Origin of the sequence: Sedimentibacter sp. MB35-C1, from assembly GCF_030913635.1 — a bacterium.
Lineage (GTDB): Bacteria > Bacillota > Clostridia > Tissierellales > Sedimentibacteraceae > Sedimentibacter.
This window is the reverse complement of record NZ_CP133188.1, coordinates 2,836,839-2,856,512: the sequence shown is the minus strand read 5'-3', so window position 1 is coordinate 2,856,512 and position 19,674 is coordinate 2,836,839. Positions and strand designations below refer to the sequence as shown.

The 19,674-nt window shown below is 35.0% G+C and carries 12 protein-coding genes and 1 riboswitch; of the genes, 10 read left to right on the top strand and 2 right to left on the bottom strand.

Annotation, left to right across the window (positions count from 1 at the left end; all coding sequences use genetic code 11):
* Nucleotides 1–57: 57 nt before the first annotated feature.
* Nucleotides 58–930 carry a hypothetical protein gene (locus RBQ61_RS13850; protein ID WP_308137828.1) on the bottom strand — a complete coding sequence of 291 codons (873 nt, stop codon included), beginning with the start codon at nucleotides 928–930 and terminating at the stop codon, nucleotides 58–60.
* Between the two features lie 303 nt (nucleotides 931–1,233).
* Between RBQ61_RS13850 and RBQ61_RS13845 the strand changes: the two genes are divergently transcribed.
* The 10 genes from RBQ61_RS13845 (at nucleotide 1,234) to RBQ61_RS13800 (ending at nucleotide 18,316) form a co-directional block, all read left to right on the top strand.
* A complete protein-coding gene (locus RBQ61_RS13845) occupies nucleotides 1,234–1,665 on the top strand; it encodes a C-GCAxxG-C-C family protein (RefSeq protein ID WP_308137827.1) in 432 nt (143 codons plus the stop codon).
* A gap of 59 nt (nucleotides 1,666–1,724) precedes the next feature.
* Nucleotides 1,725–3,602: an ATP-dependent helicase gene (locus RBQ61_RS13840; RefSeq protein ID WP_308137826.1), complete on the top strand. Its 1,878-nt coding sequence runs from the start codon at nucleotides 1,725–1,727 to the stop codon at nucleotides 3,600–3,602.
* Between the two features lie 81 nt (nucleotides 3,603–3,683).
* On the top strand, nucleotides 3,684–4,874 hold the full coding sequence (locus tag RBQ61_RS13835) for a bacterial transcriptional activator domain-containing protein (RefSeq protein ID WP_308137825.1): 1,191 nt from the start codon (nucleotides 3,684–3,686) through the stop codon (nucleotides 4,872–4,874).
* Nucleotides 4,875–5,174: 300 nt separating this feature from the next.
* A complete protein-coding gene (locus RBQ61_RS13830; protein WP_308137824.1) occupies nucleotides 5,175–6,614 on the top strand; it encodes an HD-GYP domain-containing protein in 1,440 nt (479 codons plus the stop codon).
* Between the two features lie 57 nt (nucleotides 6,615–6,671).
* Nucleotides 6,672–6,759, top strand: a riboswitch (cyclic di-GMP riboswitch).
* Nucleotides 6,760–6,979: 220 nt separating this feature from the next.
* Nucleotides 6,980–13,699, top strand: coding sequence for a Cna B-type domain-containing protein (locus RBQ61_RS13825; RefSeq protein ID WP_308137823.1), 6,720 nt, complete (start codon nucleotides 6,980–6,982; stop codon nucleotides 13,697–13,699).
* Nucleotides 13,700–13,875: 176 nt separating this feature from the next.
* Nucleotides 13,876–15,228, top strand: coding sequence for an FAD-dependent oxidoreductase (locus RBQ61_RS13820; protein ID WP_308137822.1), 1,353 nt, complete (start codon nucleotides 13,876–13,878; stop codon nucleotides 15,226–15,228).
* Nucleotides 15,229–15,490: 262 nt separating this feature from the next.
* Nucleotides 15,491–16,384, top strand: a complete 894-nt coding sequence (locus tag RBQ61_RS13815; protein ID WP_308137821.1) for a sigma-E processing peptidase SpoIIGA — start codon at nucleotides 15,491–15,493, stop codon at nucleotides 16,382–16,384.
* On the top strand, nucleotides 16,362–17,084 hold the full coding sequence (gene sigE, locus RBQ61_RS13810) for an RNA polymerase sporulation sigma factor SigE (protein WP_308137820.1): 723 nt from the start codon (nucleotides 16,362–16,364) through the stop codon (nucleotides 17,082–17,084). Before RBQ61_RS13815 ends, sigE begins: the two co-directional genes overlap by 23 nt.
* Before the next feature lie 61 nt (nucleotides 17,085–17,145).
* Nucleotides 17,146–17,919, top strand: a complete 774-nt coding sequence (gene sigG / locus RBQ61_RS13805) for an RNA polymerase sporulation sigma factor SigG (RefSeq protein ID WP_308137819.1) — start codon at nucleotides 17,146–17,148, stop codon at nucleotides 17,917–17,919.
* Nucleotides 17,920–18,043: 124 nt separating this feature from the next.
* Nucleotides 18,044–18,316: a YlmC/YmxH family sporulation protein gene (locus RBQ61_RS13800; RefSeq protein ID WP_308137818.1), complete on the top strand. Its 273-nt coding sequence runs from the start codon at nucleotides 18,044–18,046 to the stop codon at nucleotides 18,314–18,316.
* Nucleotides 18,317–18,491: 175 nt separating this feature from the next.
* Here the strand turns inward: RBQ61_RS13800 and RBQ61_RS13795 are convergent, their stop codons facing one another.
* Nucleotides 18,492–19,643: a 1-deoxy-D-xylulose-5-phosphate reductoisomerase gene (locus RBQ61_RS13795; protein ID WP_308137817.1), complete on the bottom strand. Its 1,152-nt coding sequence runs from the start codon at nucleotides 19,641–19,643 to the stop codon at nucleotides 18,492–18,494.
* Nucleotides 19,644–19,674 lie beyond the last annotated feature (31 nt).

The window sequence follows — 19,674 nt, the reverse complement described above, 5'->3', positions numbered from 1 at the left end:
TTTTTTATGCTTTACAGTAGCTGCATAATGCTGTAAATAATTTGAAGGTTAAATCGTTTAAGGCCAAATCTCTTTGGGATCGACACCGTATATTTGCACAACTTCAAACAAGTCACTGTTTGCAATATCTTTAGGTGTTACCAGCCATGATCCGTCAGAGTCGGTATCATATCCAAATTGCATGAAAGGGTACCACACAAGGTGTGAGCACTGTGTTGAACTTATATCTTTAGGACTGGGATTTTTTTTGCTGGTTAGCCCTATAGTGAGGCCGTAAGTAATATTATTTAAATTTTTCTTTGCGAATTCAGCTATTTCATTTAGAGAATCTTGAGATGTATCTTTCAATTTAAGCATTATAAATGACGGATACACTCTCCATTTGTTTATATTTTGAAACCTTGTATTGCTTCCAAGGATTACAGCTTCCAAGGTTTCATTGTTTTCTGCATCTGTTACTATGGCTGCGTGTCCATGACGCCAACCTATGGAGTGGGTGGCTTTTGTTATAAGCACATATCCATTTTTAAACGGAGCCAGGTCAAAGCCGTAAGCCGGATTGCCCTCATCATTAACAATAGATTCCTGACTGGTTATTATTCCTATTTTTTCACATAATACATTAATATTATTAAAAAAATTCTGCTGAAATTTAATTAATTTTAATTTTCCACCTTCAGATTTTAGTATTTCATCTACGGCAGTTTTTCCAAGCCCTGTTTGGTAGAACAGTTTCTTGTAGTCCTCCTGGGTTAAGCTATCCTTTTCTAATATTGATGAAATATCAGTTTCAGGATAGTCCGGTCTTACATATCCTTCAGGTTCGATTATTGCTTCCATTACCGAGATGATAATAAATATCGCAATAACTACGATTAAAGCTGCTGTTGTTTTTTTACGTTTTGACTTCTTTATTTTATTATATATCATAATATATTAACCTCGAATATGCTCTGCTGAGGGCTTCCCTTCAACAGGTTCAGACTGTATACTAACAATTATACACTAACAAAAATAAATTACAAATAAAATTAATTAAACTTCAACCTATTAAAATTAAAATTAATATGATAAAATATATATCATTAATATGTAAAAATTATGGAGGGATAAAATGAACAAGTATAGTAAAAGATCAAATACATTTATGAGAATTGTCTGCCTTGTATTGGCGGGAGGAATGATTATAACAGCATTTATGAGCATGCTGATATATCTTATGTAGAGGTATGTATGAAGAAAACAGTAGACAAATTAAATAAGCTTGAGCTTGCTTATCCCGAGGAACAAAGACCATTTTATCATAATAATTGTGCTGAAATTATTATGATGGCTGCAAATGAAAGGTACAAGCTGGAGCTTGATGAGAAAATTATAAAGGCCGTATGTCCATTTGGCGGAGGGTTGCAGTCAGAGAAGACTTGCGGAGCACTTTTGGGAGCTGTTGCTGCACTGGGAGTTATGTTTACAGAAGATAAACCATCAACGAACGATACAATGAAAGAAGTAATTAAGTCTTTTGTTCAGGATTTTGAAAAAGAATTTGGTTCCCTGGAATGCACATGCATAAAGGCTCACCACAGAAGTGAAACTGAAGGTTGCTATCCGGTAAAGATAAAAACTGCAGAACTATTTGATGAATTAGTAAGAAAATTTGAAGAATGAACTGACAATAGAACTTACAGCACTTTATGAGGTGTAATTGAGATAAAAACGGGAGCTATATGGATTACTTTGATTTTTTGAATACTATTAACGGAGTAAAATTAAACAATCAGCAGATTGAGGCTGTATCCTTTGACAGAGGCAATGCTCTGGTTCTTTCAACTGCAGGATCAGGAAAGACGACTGTTGCTATTGCCAGAGCTGGGAAACTGCTTTATGAAAACAGATGTCACAAAAAAATTCTTACCATAACATTTTCAAAGATGGCCGCTAATGACATGAAAGAAAGGTTTCAGGATTTTTTTGGAGGTAGATATAAATCAAGAACCGAATTTTCAACAATTCATGCCTTTTCTTATAAAATTGTGAGAAGTTTTTATAAAAGAAAGGGCATTGATTTTGATTTGTTGACAAATAATTACCAAGTACTGGGAGAAATCCTGAAGCATCATTATTCAAAATCCTATTTTAACTTTGTCAACGATGAAGAAATAGAAAATCTTGCATCAACAATAAGTTATGTGGATAACATGATGATTAATCCTGCTGAGCACAAGGATTATGGAATAGAAATAAAAGGTTTTGATAAAATTTACGAAGCGTACAAAACATATAAATCCAAAAAGGCGTTGATTGATTTTGATGACATGCTGCTGTATGCGTACAAGATTATTTTGAACTCTGAATATTTCAGAGAATATATAAAAAATACATTTCAGTATATTCAGATAGATGAAATGCAGGATACTTCCAAAATTCAGCACGAAATCATAAAATTGATTTCAAATAACAACCTATTTATGGTTGGTGATGACGACCAGGCAATATATTCATTCAGAGGAAGTTATCCTGATTTTATGCTTAATTTCAAAGACATGTACAAGGATGGTCAAATATTTTATCTGGATAAAAATTACAGATCGGATAAAAACATAGTTGAAGGAGCCAGCAACTTTATTGAAAAAAACAAAGGAAGATACAGGAAGACTATAGATACCAACAACGAGAGAATAAATGAAATAAATATTATAAAAGTAAGTTCGAGAGCAGAACAGGCTAAGCTTATAGCAGATGAGTTGTCGGAGATGAAAAGCGAGTCAGTGGGAATACTGTATAGATACAATATGTCATCAATGACTCTTGCTATTAATTTTAATGAAAGTAAAACGGACTTTTATATAAAAGAAGACAGAACTAAATTTTTTAGCAGCCCTGTGCTGCATGATATCATTGCATTTTTGAAACTGTCACTTAATCCCAAGGACAGAGAGTCCTTTGCAAGAATTTACTATAAGAGTTATACATATTTTACAAAAGGTATGTGCAAAATTGTTATGGAAAGTGACAGAGACGATCTTACTGTGTTTGATATTTTAGATAATTACAAGTACTTTGATTATTATGTATACGATAAAATTAGTCAATTTAAAAATGATATTAACTATATAAATAAATTAAGGCCGGATGATGCTGTAAGGTTTATTAAGCTGGATCTAGAATACATCAAATATATTGAAAGAATGCAGGATGAAGGTAGAAACAATATGGCAAATTCACTGCACATAATAGAAATACTCGAAGAAATAGGCTCGTACTGTTCAAACATCAAAGAATTTACAGAAAAAATCTATAATTTACAGAGCGTAATAAAAGAGGCTTCGGAAAATGAAGGCTCGAACGTTACATTGTCAACAATCCACAGTGCAAAAGGGCTGGAATATGATATCGTATATATAATTGACAATATTGAAGGAGAATTTCCTTCCGAAAAACGCAGTATGCCGGTTGAAGAATATGAAAAGATGCTGGAGGAGGAACGGCGTGTATTTTATGTTGCAATGACAAGAGCTAAAAAGAAATTAAATATTCTTGTGCCGGGAAAACCGTCCTTGTTTGTAAATGAATTAATAAAATGTAATAAGAAAAATTATACCTAAAATTTTATCTTTTTTGTTGAAAAATATAAAAATAACATTTATAATGGAATAAAATGTAAAAGTTGCACATGGGGGAACAATATGAAACTTTGCGTAAATACATTGGGCGGGTTTGATTTGAAAATGAATGGCAAATCTATTCTTAAGAAATCAAGCCGTACCTACAAGCTGAACAAATTATTTGAATATTTTCTCACATTCAGAAATAAAAAACTGTTGCCCGAGACAATTATTGATAACTTATTTTTTGATAGTGAATCTGACGACCCTAAAAACATGTTGCGGACTCAAATATTCAGACTGAGAAAAGCAATAAAGCTAATGTTGCCTGAAGAGACAAAGGAAACAGGCTATTTGACAATCAGTTTCACGAGCGGATACTATTGCATGGAAGTGGGAGACGAGACAGTTATTGATATTGAAGAATTTGAAAGCCTTATTAAGCATGCTGATGATGAATACGAATCTAATGCCAGCAGGTCAGTTGAATTATATGAAAAAGCAATTTCAATGTATAGTGGACTGTACTTGTCAGATAATGCATATGAAGTCTGGCTTGTGCCTACAAGGAACTACTACCAACGCCTTTATTTAAAAACACTGTACAAGCTGATAGATTTGCTAAAAGAAAAAAATGATAATGAAAAAATCACTACATTATGCGAAGAAGCTATTCTTGTTGAACCTTACGAGGAGAATATACATATAAGCTTAATGGAAGCAATGCTTGCACAGGGACAGCAAAAAAATGCATATAATCACTATGAGTATTCATTAAACCTCATAAAAAAAGAATTGGATGCAAAGCCCTCGGATCACTTTGTGGAAATGCAGGGAAAAATACAAAATTATTCCGGCAGAGAAAACCGCGCTGATATTAACAGCTTAGGAAAAGACTTGGAAGATCAAAATTTATTAGGTGCAATGCAATGTAATATTGAATCATTTAAGTTTTTATACAGTTTGCAGAAAAGAAAGTCTATAAGAAATAATGAAAACGATTATTTATGTATAATTGATGTTAATCGATATAGGAATATTCATATGAGAGAATTGTCTGAGCTTTTAAGAAACTCTCTAAGAAAAGGCGATGTGTTTACGTTTTGGAATAAAAATCAAATACTTATCATGCTCCACAATGTCAGATCAGATGGTACAAGAATAATTGAGCAGAGGATTTATAATAATTTAAAGGACTATACGAAGCTAAGTTTACATGACATTGATATAGATTTTCAACCTGTGTTTTCGGAGAAAATGAAGCAGATGTAAGTATTTGATAACCATGCAAGAGCAATTAATACTTATAACAACTTATCTTTTACTAATAAGTTGTGATATATTCATGCAAAACATGCACAATTAATAGAAAACATCATGCCTACATCAATTTGTTATATAAATTTATCCATACTATAAACGAGAGCTTTTCATAATTTGTGAAAAGTTTTTTTGTGCCTAAAATGTAATTGAAATGAAATTAAAATGTAATCTTTAAAAAATGCAAATGTAATTCATGTAATTTATAATGTGAATACTTAGTTGTTTGTAATAACCGAAAGGAGTGCGGATGTGGAGTATCCTTCAACAGATTTTTATTTGAAGTTTAAAGTAATATACAATAAAGAAGGCAATTTTATCGATTATGTGTTGCAATATATCAGTGATGCATTTTACGATGCTGTCAAAATTGAACCCAGAAGACTTCTTGGCAAAAAATTTTCTGACATAGTTGTAGATTACTCCGATAAGCTGTATCTTAAAGAGGTCTACTTTAGTATGCTTCCTAACAAAACACTAAAATTCGATATGTATATTGATGAACTGAACCGCTGGTATTTAATTAACATATTTACAGACAAGGGCAATGACGAAGACTTAGTTGTAGCATACTATGCTGATGTTACTGATATTAAAAATTGCTCAGAAAAAGAATTAGTGTCTGATGGCATCGAGAATGAAATAACTGATTTGAAAAATAAGGCAAGACAGTATTATAGAGATAAACTAACGGGGTTATATAATAAGAACTTTTTTGAGGAAGAACTTTCAAGATTAGACACAAAAAGACAGTTGCCTATTAGTATAATTATGGCAGATATAAATGGTCTAAAGCTGATTAATGATGCATTCGGACATAGTATGGGAGACAGAGCTTTAATAAAATCTGCTGAAATAATGAAAGACTCTTTAAGAGATGAAGATATTATAAGCAGAGTTGGAGGAGATGAGTTCATTATTTTTCTTCCTAAAACAGAAGAAGAAGTTGCTCATGACATTATTGACCGAATTAAGAGTAAGTGCGAAAGCAGCTCTTTGGACTACATAAAAATAAGTATAAGTATGGGAGCCGCAACAAAGACGGATAAAAATGAAGACATTAAGAAGGTGTTAAAAAAGGCAGAGGACAGGATGTATTTCAAGAAGCTTAAAGAAAGCAAGGAAGCAAAAACAGCTATGATTAGTTTTCTTAAAAGCAGGCTTGAAATAATTACATATGAAACAAAATCTCATTACGAGCGTCTTAAGTATCTTACTATGATGGTGGCTGAAGAATTGAAGCTGTCAATTTACGAAAAAGAAGAACTCAGACTTTTGTGCGAGTTTCATGATATAGGCAAAATAGGCATTTCGAAGACTATTCTTCAAAAAGAAGGAGCATTGAACGGTGAAGAGTGGGAAGATGTTAAGCGTCACAGTGAAATAGGATACTATATTGCAAAAGAGTTCAGAGATGTAAATTCAATAGATGAATTGATTCTCATACATCACGAGCACTGGGATGGCAAAGGGTACCCCGGATTATTAAAAAAGGACAGTATTCCCATAGTTGCAAGAATATTTGCAATTGCAGACGCATATGATGTTATGGTTAATGAAAGGCCATACAAAAATATAATGACCAAAGAAGAAGCACTCAATGAAATAAGAGAGCAATCAGGAAAGCAATTTGATCCGTATATAGCCGATTTGTTTATACGGCTTATCGAAAAAGAAAAAAGAGTTGTTTAATCAAAAATGTGTTTACAGTGTTATTCTGGTGGTATAAGTATATAACATATAACTAAAATTACATATAGGCAAACCTGCCGAAAGGTTGGGACGCAAAGCCATGAAGTCTAAAGCAGGGTACTGCCATGACCGTTCAGCTGCAAAATATTGAATTATTTTGCAGCTTTTTTAATTATTAAGTACAAACTTATTGAGCTAGAACTCAACTGCCTTTTTTCAAGGGGCTGGTTGTTTCTATATAAACCCATGAAATTAAAAATTAGTAACTATATAGGGAAGGGGGTGATACATATCAAATGGTTATTAATAACTCGGACAAAAAAAGAAATAAAGAAACAAAAATTCTAAAGAAAGGAGGACGAATCATGAAAAAAAACCTGTTTAAGAAAATTTTATGTTTTACAATTGCATTGCTGATGTTGATGCCGGGAATGCCGGAAAATTTGGTGAGTGCTGCTGAAACGGATGAGAATGGAAATATTCCTTGGGATCAACCGGGCTCTATAAATTTAACAAAGTCAGAAACTAAGGTCGATGATGGAAGGTGGAAGATTGATCTTACCGTAGAAGGTATTAATCTTGAAACCTCTTCTGATATAGTCTTAGTTATTGACAGATCCGGGAGCATGAAAAGTGATGATAAAATGTTGGCAGCTAAAAACGCGGCAAAATCTTTCATTAATTCATTATTGTCAGATGAAAATGACACTGGAACAAGAATTGCCTTAATATCATTTTCCAGTGATTACAGCTATGACGGACAATCATCAAATAGAATTACAGAGCATTCAGGATTTGTTGACTCTTCAGAGAAAGATACATTATTAAGTTATCTTGATGGAGGCAATGATAGTGGTACAATAGTACCGTTTGGAGGCACATTTACACAAGCGGCTCTGAAAAGGGCAGAAGAAATGCTAGATAGTAGTGTTGCTGAGAGTAAAAATATTGTACTTCTAAGTGATGGTCAGCCTACGTATGGATATGCCATGGCAGATGATACAAAATATACTTTACGCTACCCTGGTGGAGATGATCAAAGTTGGAGATATAAGGATAATGGTGACTGGTACAGAGATGTTTATACAGCTTATGAAAATCCAACTAATACCTCATATGAAGATTTTGACTATGATAATTTTGAAGGGACAGGAAATAATCTGAGAGAGTATTTAGAAGATGTATATATATCAATAGTAGGAGGAAACGGCTCGCGTGACAATCCATATCTAAAAAACTATAACAGTTATTATCACAATTCAGGAAATGCCGCAATTTCTGAAGCAAAAATTGCTAAGGATAAAGGCCAAATTATCTACACGATTGGCTTGGATGCAGGTAATTCAGGAAATGCCGTATTAAACTCCATAGCTAGCCCTGATAAAGCATATACTGCAAGTACTCAAGATTTAAATCAAGTTTTTGGAGAAATTGCTGGAAGCATAGCTTATGCCGCATCAGATGCAGTTATAGTAGATCCTATGGGAGATATGTTTGATCTTAAAAAATCTAATCCTCCAACATGGGCGGTTCTAGGAACGCCTGAAGCTGATACTGCTGATGTAGTTATATCGCAAGGAACTATTACGAGTATTACGACTACACAGCCTAATACAATTACATGGAATGTTGGTAACATTGCAGAAGGTTCCCCTGTAACTATGAGCTATTATGTTGATATCAAACCCGAAGCATTACCGGATACGTATTATCCTACTAACGATACAACAACCATAACTTATACAAATGCAAATGGTGATAGTGCAAATAATGATTTTGAAGTTCCGGAAGTGTCGGTTGGTGATACAGGAAGTATAAAGATAATAGCATATTTAGTAGATGAAGATGGTAACCCTATTACAGTAAGCGGATCAATAGCTAGCAGACCTGATTTAGCAGAAAAACTATATGAGAAGAAATATTCTGATAATGGCAGTGAAATTTTGCCATTTGGTTCATATAGTATCAGCAAGGATTATTTGTCTGGCAGTACTGAATTGCTAGGGTATGAATATTTGCAAGAGTCAAGTAACCATGGTGGAAATGAAGATCCATCAAATGTTGTTATTAATGCTGTAAAACAAAACCATACTGTGTATTTTGGGTATGAGGTTGGAAAGTACACAGTAAACTATGAGCCTGGAACCCAGGGAACATTTGAAATACAATCGACTCCAGATTTAGTATATGGAACTGCCACACCTGAATTTGAAGGTGAGACTACAGGAAATCCAGGATATACATTTACAGGATGGAGTCCGGAAGTATTGGCAACTGTAACAGGAAGTGTAACATATACGGCACAGTGGAGCCAGGATAAGTACACAGTAACATATGATCCTGGAACCCAGGGAACATTTGAAGCACAATCAACTCCAGATTTAGTATATGGAACTGACACACCTGAATTTGAAGGTGAGATTACAGGAAATCCAGGATATACATTTACAGAATGGAGTCCGGAAGTAACGGATACTGTAACAGGAAGTGTAACATATACGGCACAGTGGAGCCAGGATAAGTACACAGTAGCATATGAGCCTGGAACCCAGGGAACATTTGAAATACAATCGACTCCAGATTTAGTATATGGAACTGCCACACCTGAATTTGAAGGTGAGACTACAGGAAATCCAGGATATACATTTACAGGATGGAGTCCGGAAGTATTGGCAACTGTAACAGGAAGTGTAACATATACGGCACAGTGGAGCCAGGATAAGTACACAGTAACATATGATCCTGGAACCCAGGGAACATTTGAAGCACAATCAACTCCAGATTTAGTATATGGAACTGACACACCTGAATTTGAAGGTGAGATTACAGGAAATCCAGGATATACATTTACAGAATGGAGTCCGGAAGTAACGGATACTGTAACAGGAAGTGTAACATATACGGCACAGTGGAGCCAGGATAAGTACACAGTAACATATGATCCTGGAACCCAAGGAACATTTGAAGTACAATCAACTCCAGATTTAGTATATGGAACTGACACACCTGAATTTGAAGGTGAGATTACAGGAAATCCAGGATATACATTTACAGAATGGAGTCCGGAAGTAACGGATACTGTAACAGGAAGTGTAACATATACGGCACAGTGGAGCCAGGATAAGTACACAGTAACATATGATCCTGGAACCCAAGGAACATTTGAAGTACAATCAACTCCAGATTTAGTATATGGAACTGGCACACCTGAATTTGAAGGTGAGATTACAGGAAATCCAGGATATACATTTACAGAATGGAGTCCGGAAGTAACGGATACTGTAACAGGAAGTGTAACATATACGGCACAGTGGAGCCAGGATAAGTACACAGTAACATATGATCCTGGAACCCAAGGAACATTTGAAGTACAATCAACTCCAGATTTAGTATATGGAACTGACACACCTGAATTTGAAGGTGAGATTACAGGAAATCCAGGATATACATTTACAGAATGGAGTCCGGAAGTAACGGATACTGTAACAGGAAGTGTAACATATACGGCACAGTGGAGCCAGGATAAGTACACAGTAACATATGATCCTGGAACCCATGGAACATTTGAAGTACAATCAACTCCAGATTTAGTATATGGAACTGGCACACCTGAATTTGAAGGTGAGATTACAGGAAATCCAGGATATACATTTACAGAATGGAGTCCGGAAGTAACGGATACTGTAACAGGAAGTGTAACATATACGGCACAGTGGAGCCAGGATAAGTACACAGTAACATATGATCCTGGAACCCAAGGAACATTTGAAGTACAATCAACTCCAGATTTAGTATATGGAACTGACACACCTGAATTTGAAGGTGAGATTACAGGAAATCCAGGATATACATTTACAGAATGGAGTCCGGAAGTAACGGATACTGTAACAGGAAGTGTAACATATACGGCACAGTGGAGCCAGGATAAGTACACAGTAACATATGATCCTGGAACCCAGGGAACATTTGAAGTACAATCAACTCCAGATTTAGTATATGGAACTGGCACACCTGAATTTGAAGGTGAGATTACAGGAAATCCAGGATATACATTTACAGAATGGAGTCCGGAAGTAACGGATACTGTAACAGGAAGTGTAACATATACGGCACAGTGGAGCCAGGATAAGTACACAGTAACATATGATCCTGGAACCCAAGGAACATTTGAAGTACAATCAACTCCAGATTTAGTATATGGAACTGGCACACCTGAATTTGAAGGTGAGATTACAGGAAATCCAGGATATACATTTACAGAATGGAGTCCGGAAGTAACGGATACTGTAACAGGAAGTGTAACATATACGGCACAGTGGAGCCAGGATAAGTACACAGTAACATATGATCCTGGAACCCAAGGAACATTTGAAGTACAATCAACTCCAGATTTAGTATATGGAACTGGCACACCTGAATTTGAAGGTGAGATTACAGGAAATCCAGGATATACATTTACAGAATGGAGTCCGGAAGTAACGGATACTGTAACAGGAAGTGTAACATATACGGCACAGTGGAGCCAGGATAAGTACACAGTAACATATGATCCTGGAACCCAGGGAACATTTGAAGTACAATCAACTCCAGATTTAGTATATGGAACTGACACACCTGAATTTGAAGGTGAGATTACAGGAAATCCAGGATATACATTTACAGAATGGAGTCCGGAAGTAACGGATACTGTAACAGGAAGTGTAACATATACGGCACAGTGGTCAGCAAATGACTATAACGTGACCTATGATGGAAACGGAAATACAAGTGGATCAGCACCTGAAGACAGTGCGGATTACAATGTAGGAAACACAGTAACAGTACTTGGTGAAAATACTCTAGCAAGAACAGGATACGAATTCCTTGGATGGAGTACGAATGCCGAAGCAACAACAGCAGATTATGTAGAAGATGCTACATTTACAATGCCAGCAGATGATGTAACCTTGTATGCAGTATGGAGATTAGATTCTGATGCCAAAAGAGAAATCGATGTAATAAAATATTGGATTGATGGTGAAGGGCAGCAGACTCAAAATGAAATTTACAGTATAAAGCCGTTACTAAGGCCGGAAAATATTACACTGAGCTTGGTTGATGAATATGGCAAAGTAGCAGATACAATTACATTGTCGTATGAAAATGGTTGGTTGGGTTCATTCACAGTTCCAATGTATGATGACGACAACAATGAAATTGATTACTCCAAGCACACAGTTGTAGAGGAAGTTCTTGACGGATATATTTCAGTAGTAGAAAACTGGGGTATAAGTGATGGTTTTGGAGTATACAATATTGAAGCTATCAACGTACCTGTAGCAAAGGTATGGGAAGGCCCTGTTGGAAATGAAGTAACAGTTAAATTATTGAAGGCTGAAGGTGAGTCAACAGAATACGAACTCACTTTAAACGCAGACAATGATTGGAACAGTTCGTTTAAGCTGCCTAAGTATGAAAAAGATTTTAGTCCAATAAGTTACTCTGGATACCAGATATCTGAGGTTGCAATGGAAGGCTACAATACTGAAATCAGCGGCAGCATTTATGAAGGCTTTACAGTAACTAACACAGCTCAAGTTGTTGAATACACTGTGAATTACTGGGAAGTTGGAAAAGAAACCCCTATGGAAACAGTTACAAAGAGTGCAATATATGGTACTAAGGTAACTGAAGTTTCTAAGGATTTCTCAGGTTATAACAAGGTAGGTCAAACAGAAAAATCTATAACTTTGGGCATTGATGATAATGTAATTGATTTCTATTATGCAAAGTATGAGGAAATCAAATCCGACAAATTTGTTGTTAATTGGAGCTATGAGCAGGATTTCGGAACCGAAAATTATATAACTGAAGACTCAACCGGAGAAATGGATGATTCTGAAGTAGTACATGATGGTGAAGGAATAGATATCCAGCACTATGTAGTTCTAGGAAATAAAAACGGGTACACATACTTTGATTATGAGAAGCATATCGATACTGTAGAGGTTGAAGAAGTAGTAGACATCACTACAGGCTCGGCTGTAACAGGGTCAGCGGTAACAGGAACAGCCATAAATGTTATAACAACTACAACAATAGATTTATTATATAACATGGATAATGTTAATAGAAATATTGCTGTAACTAAAGTATGGGTGGACGGTCCTTCAAGCAGACCTTCAGTTACAATAAATCTTTTGGCAGATGGTATTAAGGTTGATGAGATTGTTTTAACCAATGGTAATACAAACCATACATTTACGGTTCCTAGATATGATGTTGAAACCGGAGATGAAATAACCTATACTGTCACTGAAAATGCAGTTTCTAATTACAAAGCAAGCATTAATGGCTTTACTGTAACAAATACCTACACCGGCGGCGGTGGCGGTGGTGGAGGCGGAGGAACTCCGACCATCATCGAAGATCCGGAAGTACCGTTGGCGGATCTGGAGAAAAATGACCACTTCGCATATGTTATAGGTTATCCTGACGGAGAAGTTAAGCCTATGGGATTGATAACAAGAGAAGAAGTTGCCATGATTTTCTACAGACTTCTTACAGATGAAAGCAGAAACGAGTTGCTGAGTGATGTGAATCCGTTTACGGATTTGGAAGGCCATGACTGGTCTAACCGTGCGATCTCGACACTGTACAATGCGGGTATAATAAAAGGATATCCGGATGGAACATTCAGACCGTCAGATCCTATATCAAGAGCAGAATTTGCAACTATCGCAGCTAAGTTCGACGAGCTCGAGCTACAAAATACTACGAAATTTACAGACATAACCGGACATTGGGCAGAGAAGTATATAACATCTTCGGAAATCAAAGGATGGATTAAAGGTTATCCAGATATGACATTTAAACCTGAAAAAGATATAACAAGAGCTGAAGCTATGACATTGATAAACAATGTATTAGAAAGAGCAGTTCCTGAAGAAAATATACATCCTGACGCTATGTTCTGGCCGGATATGACAAGTGATGATTGGTACTATGAAGCTGTAATGGAAGCAACCAACAGCCACGACTATATCTATGAAGAAGACAATGATGAGCTTTGGACCGGAATGAAAGCTAATAAAGTGTGGCCATAACAGTTAAATAAAGCATAAGGAGGCTATCTCAAAAAATGAGATAGCCTCTTTTTTATTGTCAAATGACCTATTTTATAAATAGAAAATTATTGAAACAAAAAATGTGGCGTTTAAGTACTTTAAAAAAAGGGTATAACATATCTTAGCAAAACTTTATGAAATCTTTAGGAGGAAATATGTTATCTAATAGTGAAAAGTCGAAGGTATACAAATGGAAGTGTACAGTATGCGGTGAAATAGTTGAAGGTGTTGAACCGCCTAAGACCTGCCCGGTGTGCGGTGTAGGCCCTGAATACTTTGTAAAGCTTGAAGATACTGAGGATGATACGTTGGTCGAATCAAGTAGCGATGAAAAAATTGTCATTATAGGTGCTAGCGGTGCCGGAATGAGCGCTGCTGCTGAGATAAGAAAAAGAAATAATAAGTGCGAGCTTACAATTATTTCTAAAGAGGATGTGAAGGGATACTACAGACCTCAGCTTTCCAAGATGCTGGGCAATGAAAGCATAGATGTAGGATCGCTAGAGATTAAAAATGATAAATGGCTTAAGGAGAACAATGTTAAGCTATTATTGAATAAACTAGTAGCACACATTGATGTTAAGAATAAAAAAGTAATTATGAATGATAAAGAAGAGTTGGATTATACTACTCTGATAATAGCATCTGGTGCAGAGGTATTCGTGCCTCCTTTTGCAGGAAGAGATAAAAATGGTGTGTTTACATTAAGATATGCAAAAGACAGCAAGGCTATAAGAGAATATGCAAAGGATAAAAAGACAGGAGCTGTTATAGGTGGAGGGGTTCTTGGACTTGAAATTGCAAACGAGCTGAAAAATTTAGGGCTTAATGTGACGGTTGTTGAGGTTGCAGACAGAATTCTTCCAAGACAACTTGATCCGGAGGCTTCCAAAATTTTAGAGGACATTGTAAAAAAAGCGGGAATAGTTTTTAAAAAAGGTATTGGTACAAAGGAAATTACCGGAGATAGTATGGTAAAAGGAATCCTTTTGGACAACGGTGAAACTGTAGACGCCGATGTTGTGGTTGTTTCAACAGGTGTAAGAGCAAACAGCAGTATAGCGGAAGAAAACGGAATTGAAATTAAAAGGGCAATAGTCGTAAACAATAAAATGGAAACAAGTGTTGATCGCGTGTATGCTTGCGGAGATTGCGCAGAGTATGACGGGATAAATTATGCACTTTGGAGTGAAGCAATTGAACAAGGGAAAACAGCAGGCATTAATGCAGCAGGCGGAAACTACATATACAATACAATTATCCCTTCAACAACACTGAATGCTTTTGGAACTAAGGTGTTTTCAATAGGAGATGTTGGATCTGATCCTAATACTGAATATGAAACTTATGAGGAATTTGATGGAAATAATTTCAAAAAACTTTATTTCAAAAACAAAATTCTGGCAGGAGGAATACTCATAGGAGATACCTCTAAAACTGTTGCTTTGACAGAAGGATTTGAAAAAAGCAAAAATATGGAAGAAATGATAGAAAAAATAAAATCATAATTTTATAACAATGCTATATAGAAATGCATGGACATATTCATAAACCATGCATTTTTTTTATTTTCAAAGACAGGTTATGACAAAATATTTTTGTTAAGTACATTATAATGAATATCATAGTTGCTTAAATAAACATGCGGTTCTACCAGCTATTTTTATTTTATTACAGGCGGAATACCTCTCTTTCGCCTGTAATGTATCAATAAGAGTTATTTATGGGAGGTAAGTAAACTACCACTATTAATAACTATGCGAGGTATATATGGTTTATTATGTTGAATATGTCTTCGCTGAAAATTTTCTAATTGATTTTATACTGCTGTTTATTACAGGTAAGCTTATTAAGAAAGTAATTGTCTATAAGAGGCTGGTTGCCGCATCTATTGTAGGCGCGGCATATGTTATATTGGCAGCCTATATTAGCAAAGATTTCATGATCGGATTTATTGTTAAATTCAGTGTTTCCATTTTGATGTTAACAATAGCATTTGACTCGAAAGGAATTCTTAATACCATCAGGGTTGTGCTTTGTTTTTACATAATATCATTGATAATGGTGGGTGTCATAACTGCCTTATATTATCTGACATATGATAGGTTAACTGTTAATGCAATTATAATATCCTTATTTTTGGGATACATAGCATTGCATTTCTTTTTTAGAGAAGTTAAAAGTAGAATTGATAAAAGCAATTATATGAGAACAGTAACAATAAAAATCGGAGAATGTGAAAAAAATCTAAATGCATTTATAGACACAGGTAATGAACTTGTAGACCCAATGACAGGAAAACCTGTAATGGTAACTAATATTAACAGTATAAGAAATATTTTAGGTGAAGAACTATATAAAGCAATTTTACATTTTTATAATGAAAAAGAATGCAACTATGAAAAACTTTTAAATGAGTATGGCAACAAGAAATTAAAGATAATCAGATATAATACAATCAGCAGCAAGGGAGAAAAGTTGGTTATACTTACTCCAGATAATTTGAAAATTAAAAGTAAGCATGATGAAATTGCTAATGTTAATGCTGTTATTGGAATATATCCTGAAAAAATAAGTCAGAAGGAGGATTACGACGCGTTGTTGTTTAACAAAATACTAGAATGGGAGATGGAACAAAATAATGAGCTTGCTAAATCACGTTAAAGATTTTTTGAAAAAAATATTTAACTTTTTTATAGATAAGCTGGGATTTGCACAGGATGTATTTTACATAGGAGGAAGTGATACACTGCCGCCTCCATTATCCCAGGAAGAGGAAAAGAAAATAATATCTAAACTAAAAGATTCGGAAGATGCCAAGACAATATTAATTGAGCATAATTTACGGCTGGTTGTATACTTGGCCAAGAAATTTGAATCCACCGGTATTAATGTAGAAGATTTAATATCCATAGGAACAATTGGACTTATCAAAGCAGTTAATACATTTAAAGTTGAGAAAAATATAAAACTTGCAACGTATGCTTCAAAGTGTATTGAAAATGAAATTTTGATGCATTTAAGGCGTGTGGGAAAGGCAAAGACAGAAATCTCACTGGATGAACCATTGAATATTGATTGGGATGGAAATGAACTTTTACTGTCTGATATTTTAGGGACTGAAGAAGATATTGTGTTTAAAGATATGGAAAATGAAGTTGATTTAAACCTTTTAAATGACTCAATCAAAAAATTAAATAAAAGAGAATATACAATTATGAAATTGCGTTTTGGGCTTAATAATTCAAAGAGTTTTACACAGAAAGAAGTAGCTGATATGCTTGGAATTTCTCAATCTTACATATCTCGCCTTGAAAAGAAAATACTTAATAGACTAAAAAAGGAAATCAATAAGGCAGTATAAAAAGCATATACCGGGAAATAATTTTTAAGGGGGATAATATTTTTAAAGGGGAAAAACGAAGATGATGAACAAAGTAGTTATATGTGGCGTTAATACTTCTCAATTGCCAACAATCAAGCCATCTGAGATGAGAGGTATGATACAGAAAATACAGGAAGGCGACAATGAGCTTAGAGATCAGTTTATTAAAGGAAATTTAAGATTAGTTCTAAGCGTAATTCAAAGATTTAACTCTAAAAATGAACCTGTTGATGATTTGTTTCAAATCGGTTGCGTTGGTCTGATAAAAGCCATTGATAACTTTGATTTGTCTCTTGACGTAAGGTTTTCTACATATGCTGTTCCAATGATAATAGGAGAAATAAGAAGGTATCTAAGAGACAATAATTCCATAAGAGTTTCCAGATCAATGAAAGATACAGCGTATAAGGCATTGCAGGCCAGAGAACGACTTACATCCGGTAGCTCGCAGGAGCCTACAATAATGGAAATAGCTAATGAAATAGGGGTGGATAAGGAAGATATCATTTTTGCTCTGGAATCTATACAAGAGCCCATATCATTGTTTGAACCCATATATAATGACGGCGGAGACGCACTTTATGTAGTGGATCAGGTAAAAGATGAAAAAAACATAGACGAGAAATGGATTGAGAAAATAACATTGGAGGACAGTATAAATAATTTATCTGACCGTGAAAGACAAATAGTTGACATGCGTTTTTACAAAGGCAAAACACAAATGGAGGTTGCCGAAGAAATAGGCATATCTCAAGCTCAGGTATCTCGTCTCGAAAAATCTGCCTTGACACAGCTTAAAAAAGGGTTTAAGTAGTATAAATTAAATATGAAGGATTTGTGGCAATCATGAATCCTTTTTTATTTGATATGTCATAAATAAAAGAAAGTGTACATACTCTATAAATAAATGGCATTATTTTATAAGGGTGGTGGAAGCGTTGACTAATTACTGGGACTTGATGGAGAAAGATGTTGTTAATATAAAAAATGGTGAAATTATGGGCAGGTTTGACGATGTAGAAATAGATACAAAAGCAGGTAAAATTCAGGCTTTTTACATAGAAGAAGCCGGTAAATTTATGGGGATGCTTGGAAAATCAAAAGCAAAAAGAGTGAAGTGGGAAGAGATATTAAAAATAGGTATGGATGTAGTAATAGTTAATGTTGATGATGATATAAACAACAGGGCGATAAAAGATATGCTTGAATAGGTTTCAAAGTTATAAAATACTTAAAAAATAGAACAACAGGTTTTTCAGGCTGACGAAAAAAAATTATCAGGCTGCTATGAACAATATCCTCACGCACATAGTAAGTATGACAGCAGTATGCTTTGATTTGGCTTAATTTTTCCAACAGCCTGACTTTTCATGTCTTTAATGTATGTTAGTTTATAATTTCTATAATCCTCTTTTTTGTCCATTCTTCTGCTTCTAAAATGGATTCAACAGAATCAATTTCATAAGGCTTGTGTGAAAGCATTACTTTTTCATTAATGTTTCCTATGTCGAGGAAACTTATTTTTTTACTTAGAAATAAGTTGACGCATATTTCATTTGAAGCATTTAGTACTGCAGGCATTGTACCGCCTTCAGCTAATGCGTTAAATGCGAGTTCCAAACATTTAAATGTTTGAATATCTGGTTTTTCAAAAGTCAAATTTCCTATTTCAGTTAGGGAAAGACTTTTGTAGCTGTTATTGACGCGCTCAGGATAAAACAGAGCAAATTGAATTGGAACCCGCATATCAGGCAGGCCAAGCTGTGCGATTGTTGAATGATCTATAAATTCAATTCCTGAATGAATTATACTTTGCGGATGAACGACAACCTCTATTTGTTCAGGTTTAACGTCAAATAAAAACTTAGCTTCAATAACCTCAAGTCCTTTGTTCATTAATGTAGCAGAATCAACTGTTATTTTTTTCCCCATTGACCAGTTAGGGTGTTTTAATGCATCTTCGATAGTTACACTTTTTAAAAATTCGGTGTTTTTTCCTCTGAAAGGTCCGCCTGAGGCTGTCAGAACTATTTTGTTAATTGATTTTTTGTCATTAGCCATCAGACTTTGAAAAATTGCGCTGTGCTCGCTGTCAACAGGGATGATTGGAGAATTATATTTTTTGGCAAGATTCATTATGTAGCTGCCGCCTGTAACCAGTGTTTCCTTGTTTGCCAATGCAATAGTTTTATGTTTTTTTATTGCGGCTGTGGTTGGCCTGAGACCAATCATTCCCGATACAGCGGTTACCAGTATATCGCTTTTGTGAAGTTCTGCAACAGCAATGAGCCCTTCCATTCCATGGACAATTTCAGTCTTTGCATCAGATGGGAGAATGTCTCTAAGATGCATTGCTTTTTCTGGGTTCATTACGCAGCAAATTTCAGGATCAAATTCGATTATCTGTTTTTTAAGAAGCTCTATGTTAGTATTGCCTGATATGGCGCATACTTTAAGCTCATTCGTATGTTCTCTTACAACATCTAATGTTTGTGTTCCTATTGAACCAGTAGATCCAATTATACTTATATATTTCATTTCGGCACCTCATAAACCTAGTAATTAAATA

What these genes read in the sequence shown, in the direction of transcription:
- RBQ61_RS13795 (WP_308137817.1), bottom strand. Translation starts at nt 19,643, where the DNA reads ATGAAATATATAAGTATAATTGGATCTACTGGTTCAATAGGAACACAA.
- RBQ61_RS13820 (WP_308137822.1), top strand. Translation starts at nt 13,876, where the DNA reads ATGTTATCTAATAGTGAAAAGTCGAAGGTATACAAATGGAAGTGTACA.
- sigG (WP_308137819.1), top strand. Translation starts at nt 17,146, where the DNA reads ATGATGAACAAAGTAGTTATATGTGGCGTTAATACTTCTCAATTGCCA.
- RBQ61_RS13825 (WP_308137823.1), top strand. Translation starts at nt 6,980, where the DNA reads ATGAAAAAAAACCTGTTTAAGAAAATTTTATGTTTTACAATTGCATTG.
- RBQ61_RS13840 (WP_308137826.1), top strand. Translation starts at nt 1,725, where the DNA reads ATGGATTACTTTGATTTTTTGAATACTATTAACGGAGTAAAATTAAAC.
- RBQ61_RS13815 (WP_308137821.1), top strand. Translation starts at nt 15,491, where the DNA reads ATGGTTTATTATGTTGAATATGTCTTCGCTGAAAATTTTCTAATTGAT.
- RBQ61_RS13835 (WP_308137825.1), top strand. Translation starts at nt 3,684, where the DNA reads ATGAAACTTTGCGTAAATACATTGGGCGGGTTTGATTTGAAAATGAAT.
- RBQ61_RS13850 (WP_308137828.1), bottom strand. Translation starts at nt 930, where the DNA reads ATGATATATAATAAAATAAAGAAGTCAAAACGTAAAAAAACAACAGCA.
- RBQ61_RS13845 (WP_308137827.1), top strand. Translation starts at nt 1,234, where the DNA reads ATGAAGAAAACAGTAGACAAATTAAATAAGCTTGAGCTTGCTTATCCC.
- sigE (WP_308137820.1), top strand. Translation starts at nt 16,362, where the DNA reads ATGAGCTTGCTAAATCACGTTAAAGATTTTTTGAAAAAAATATTTAAC.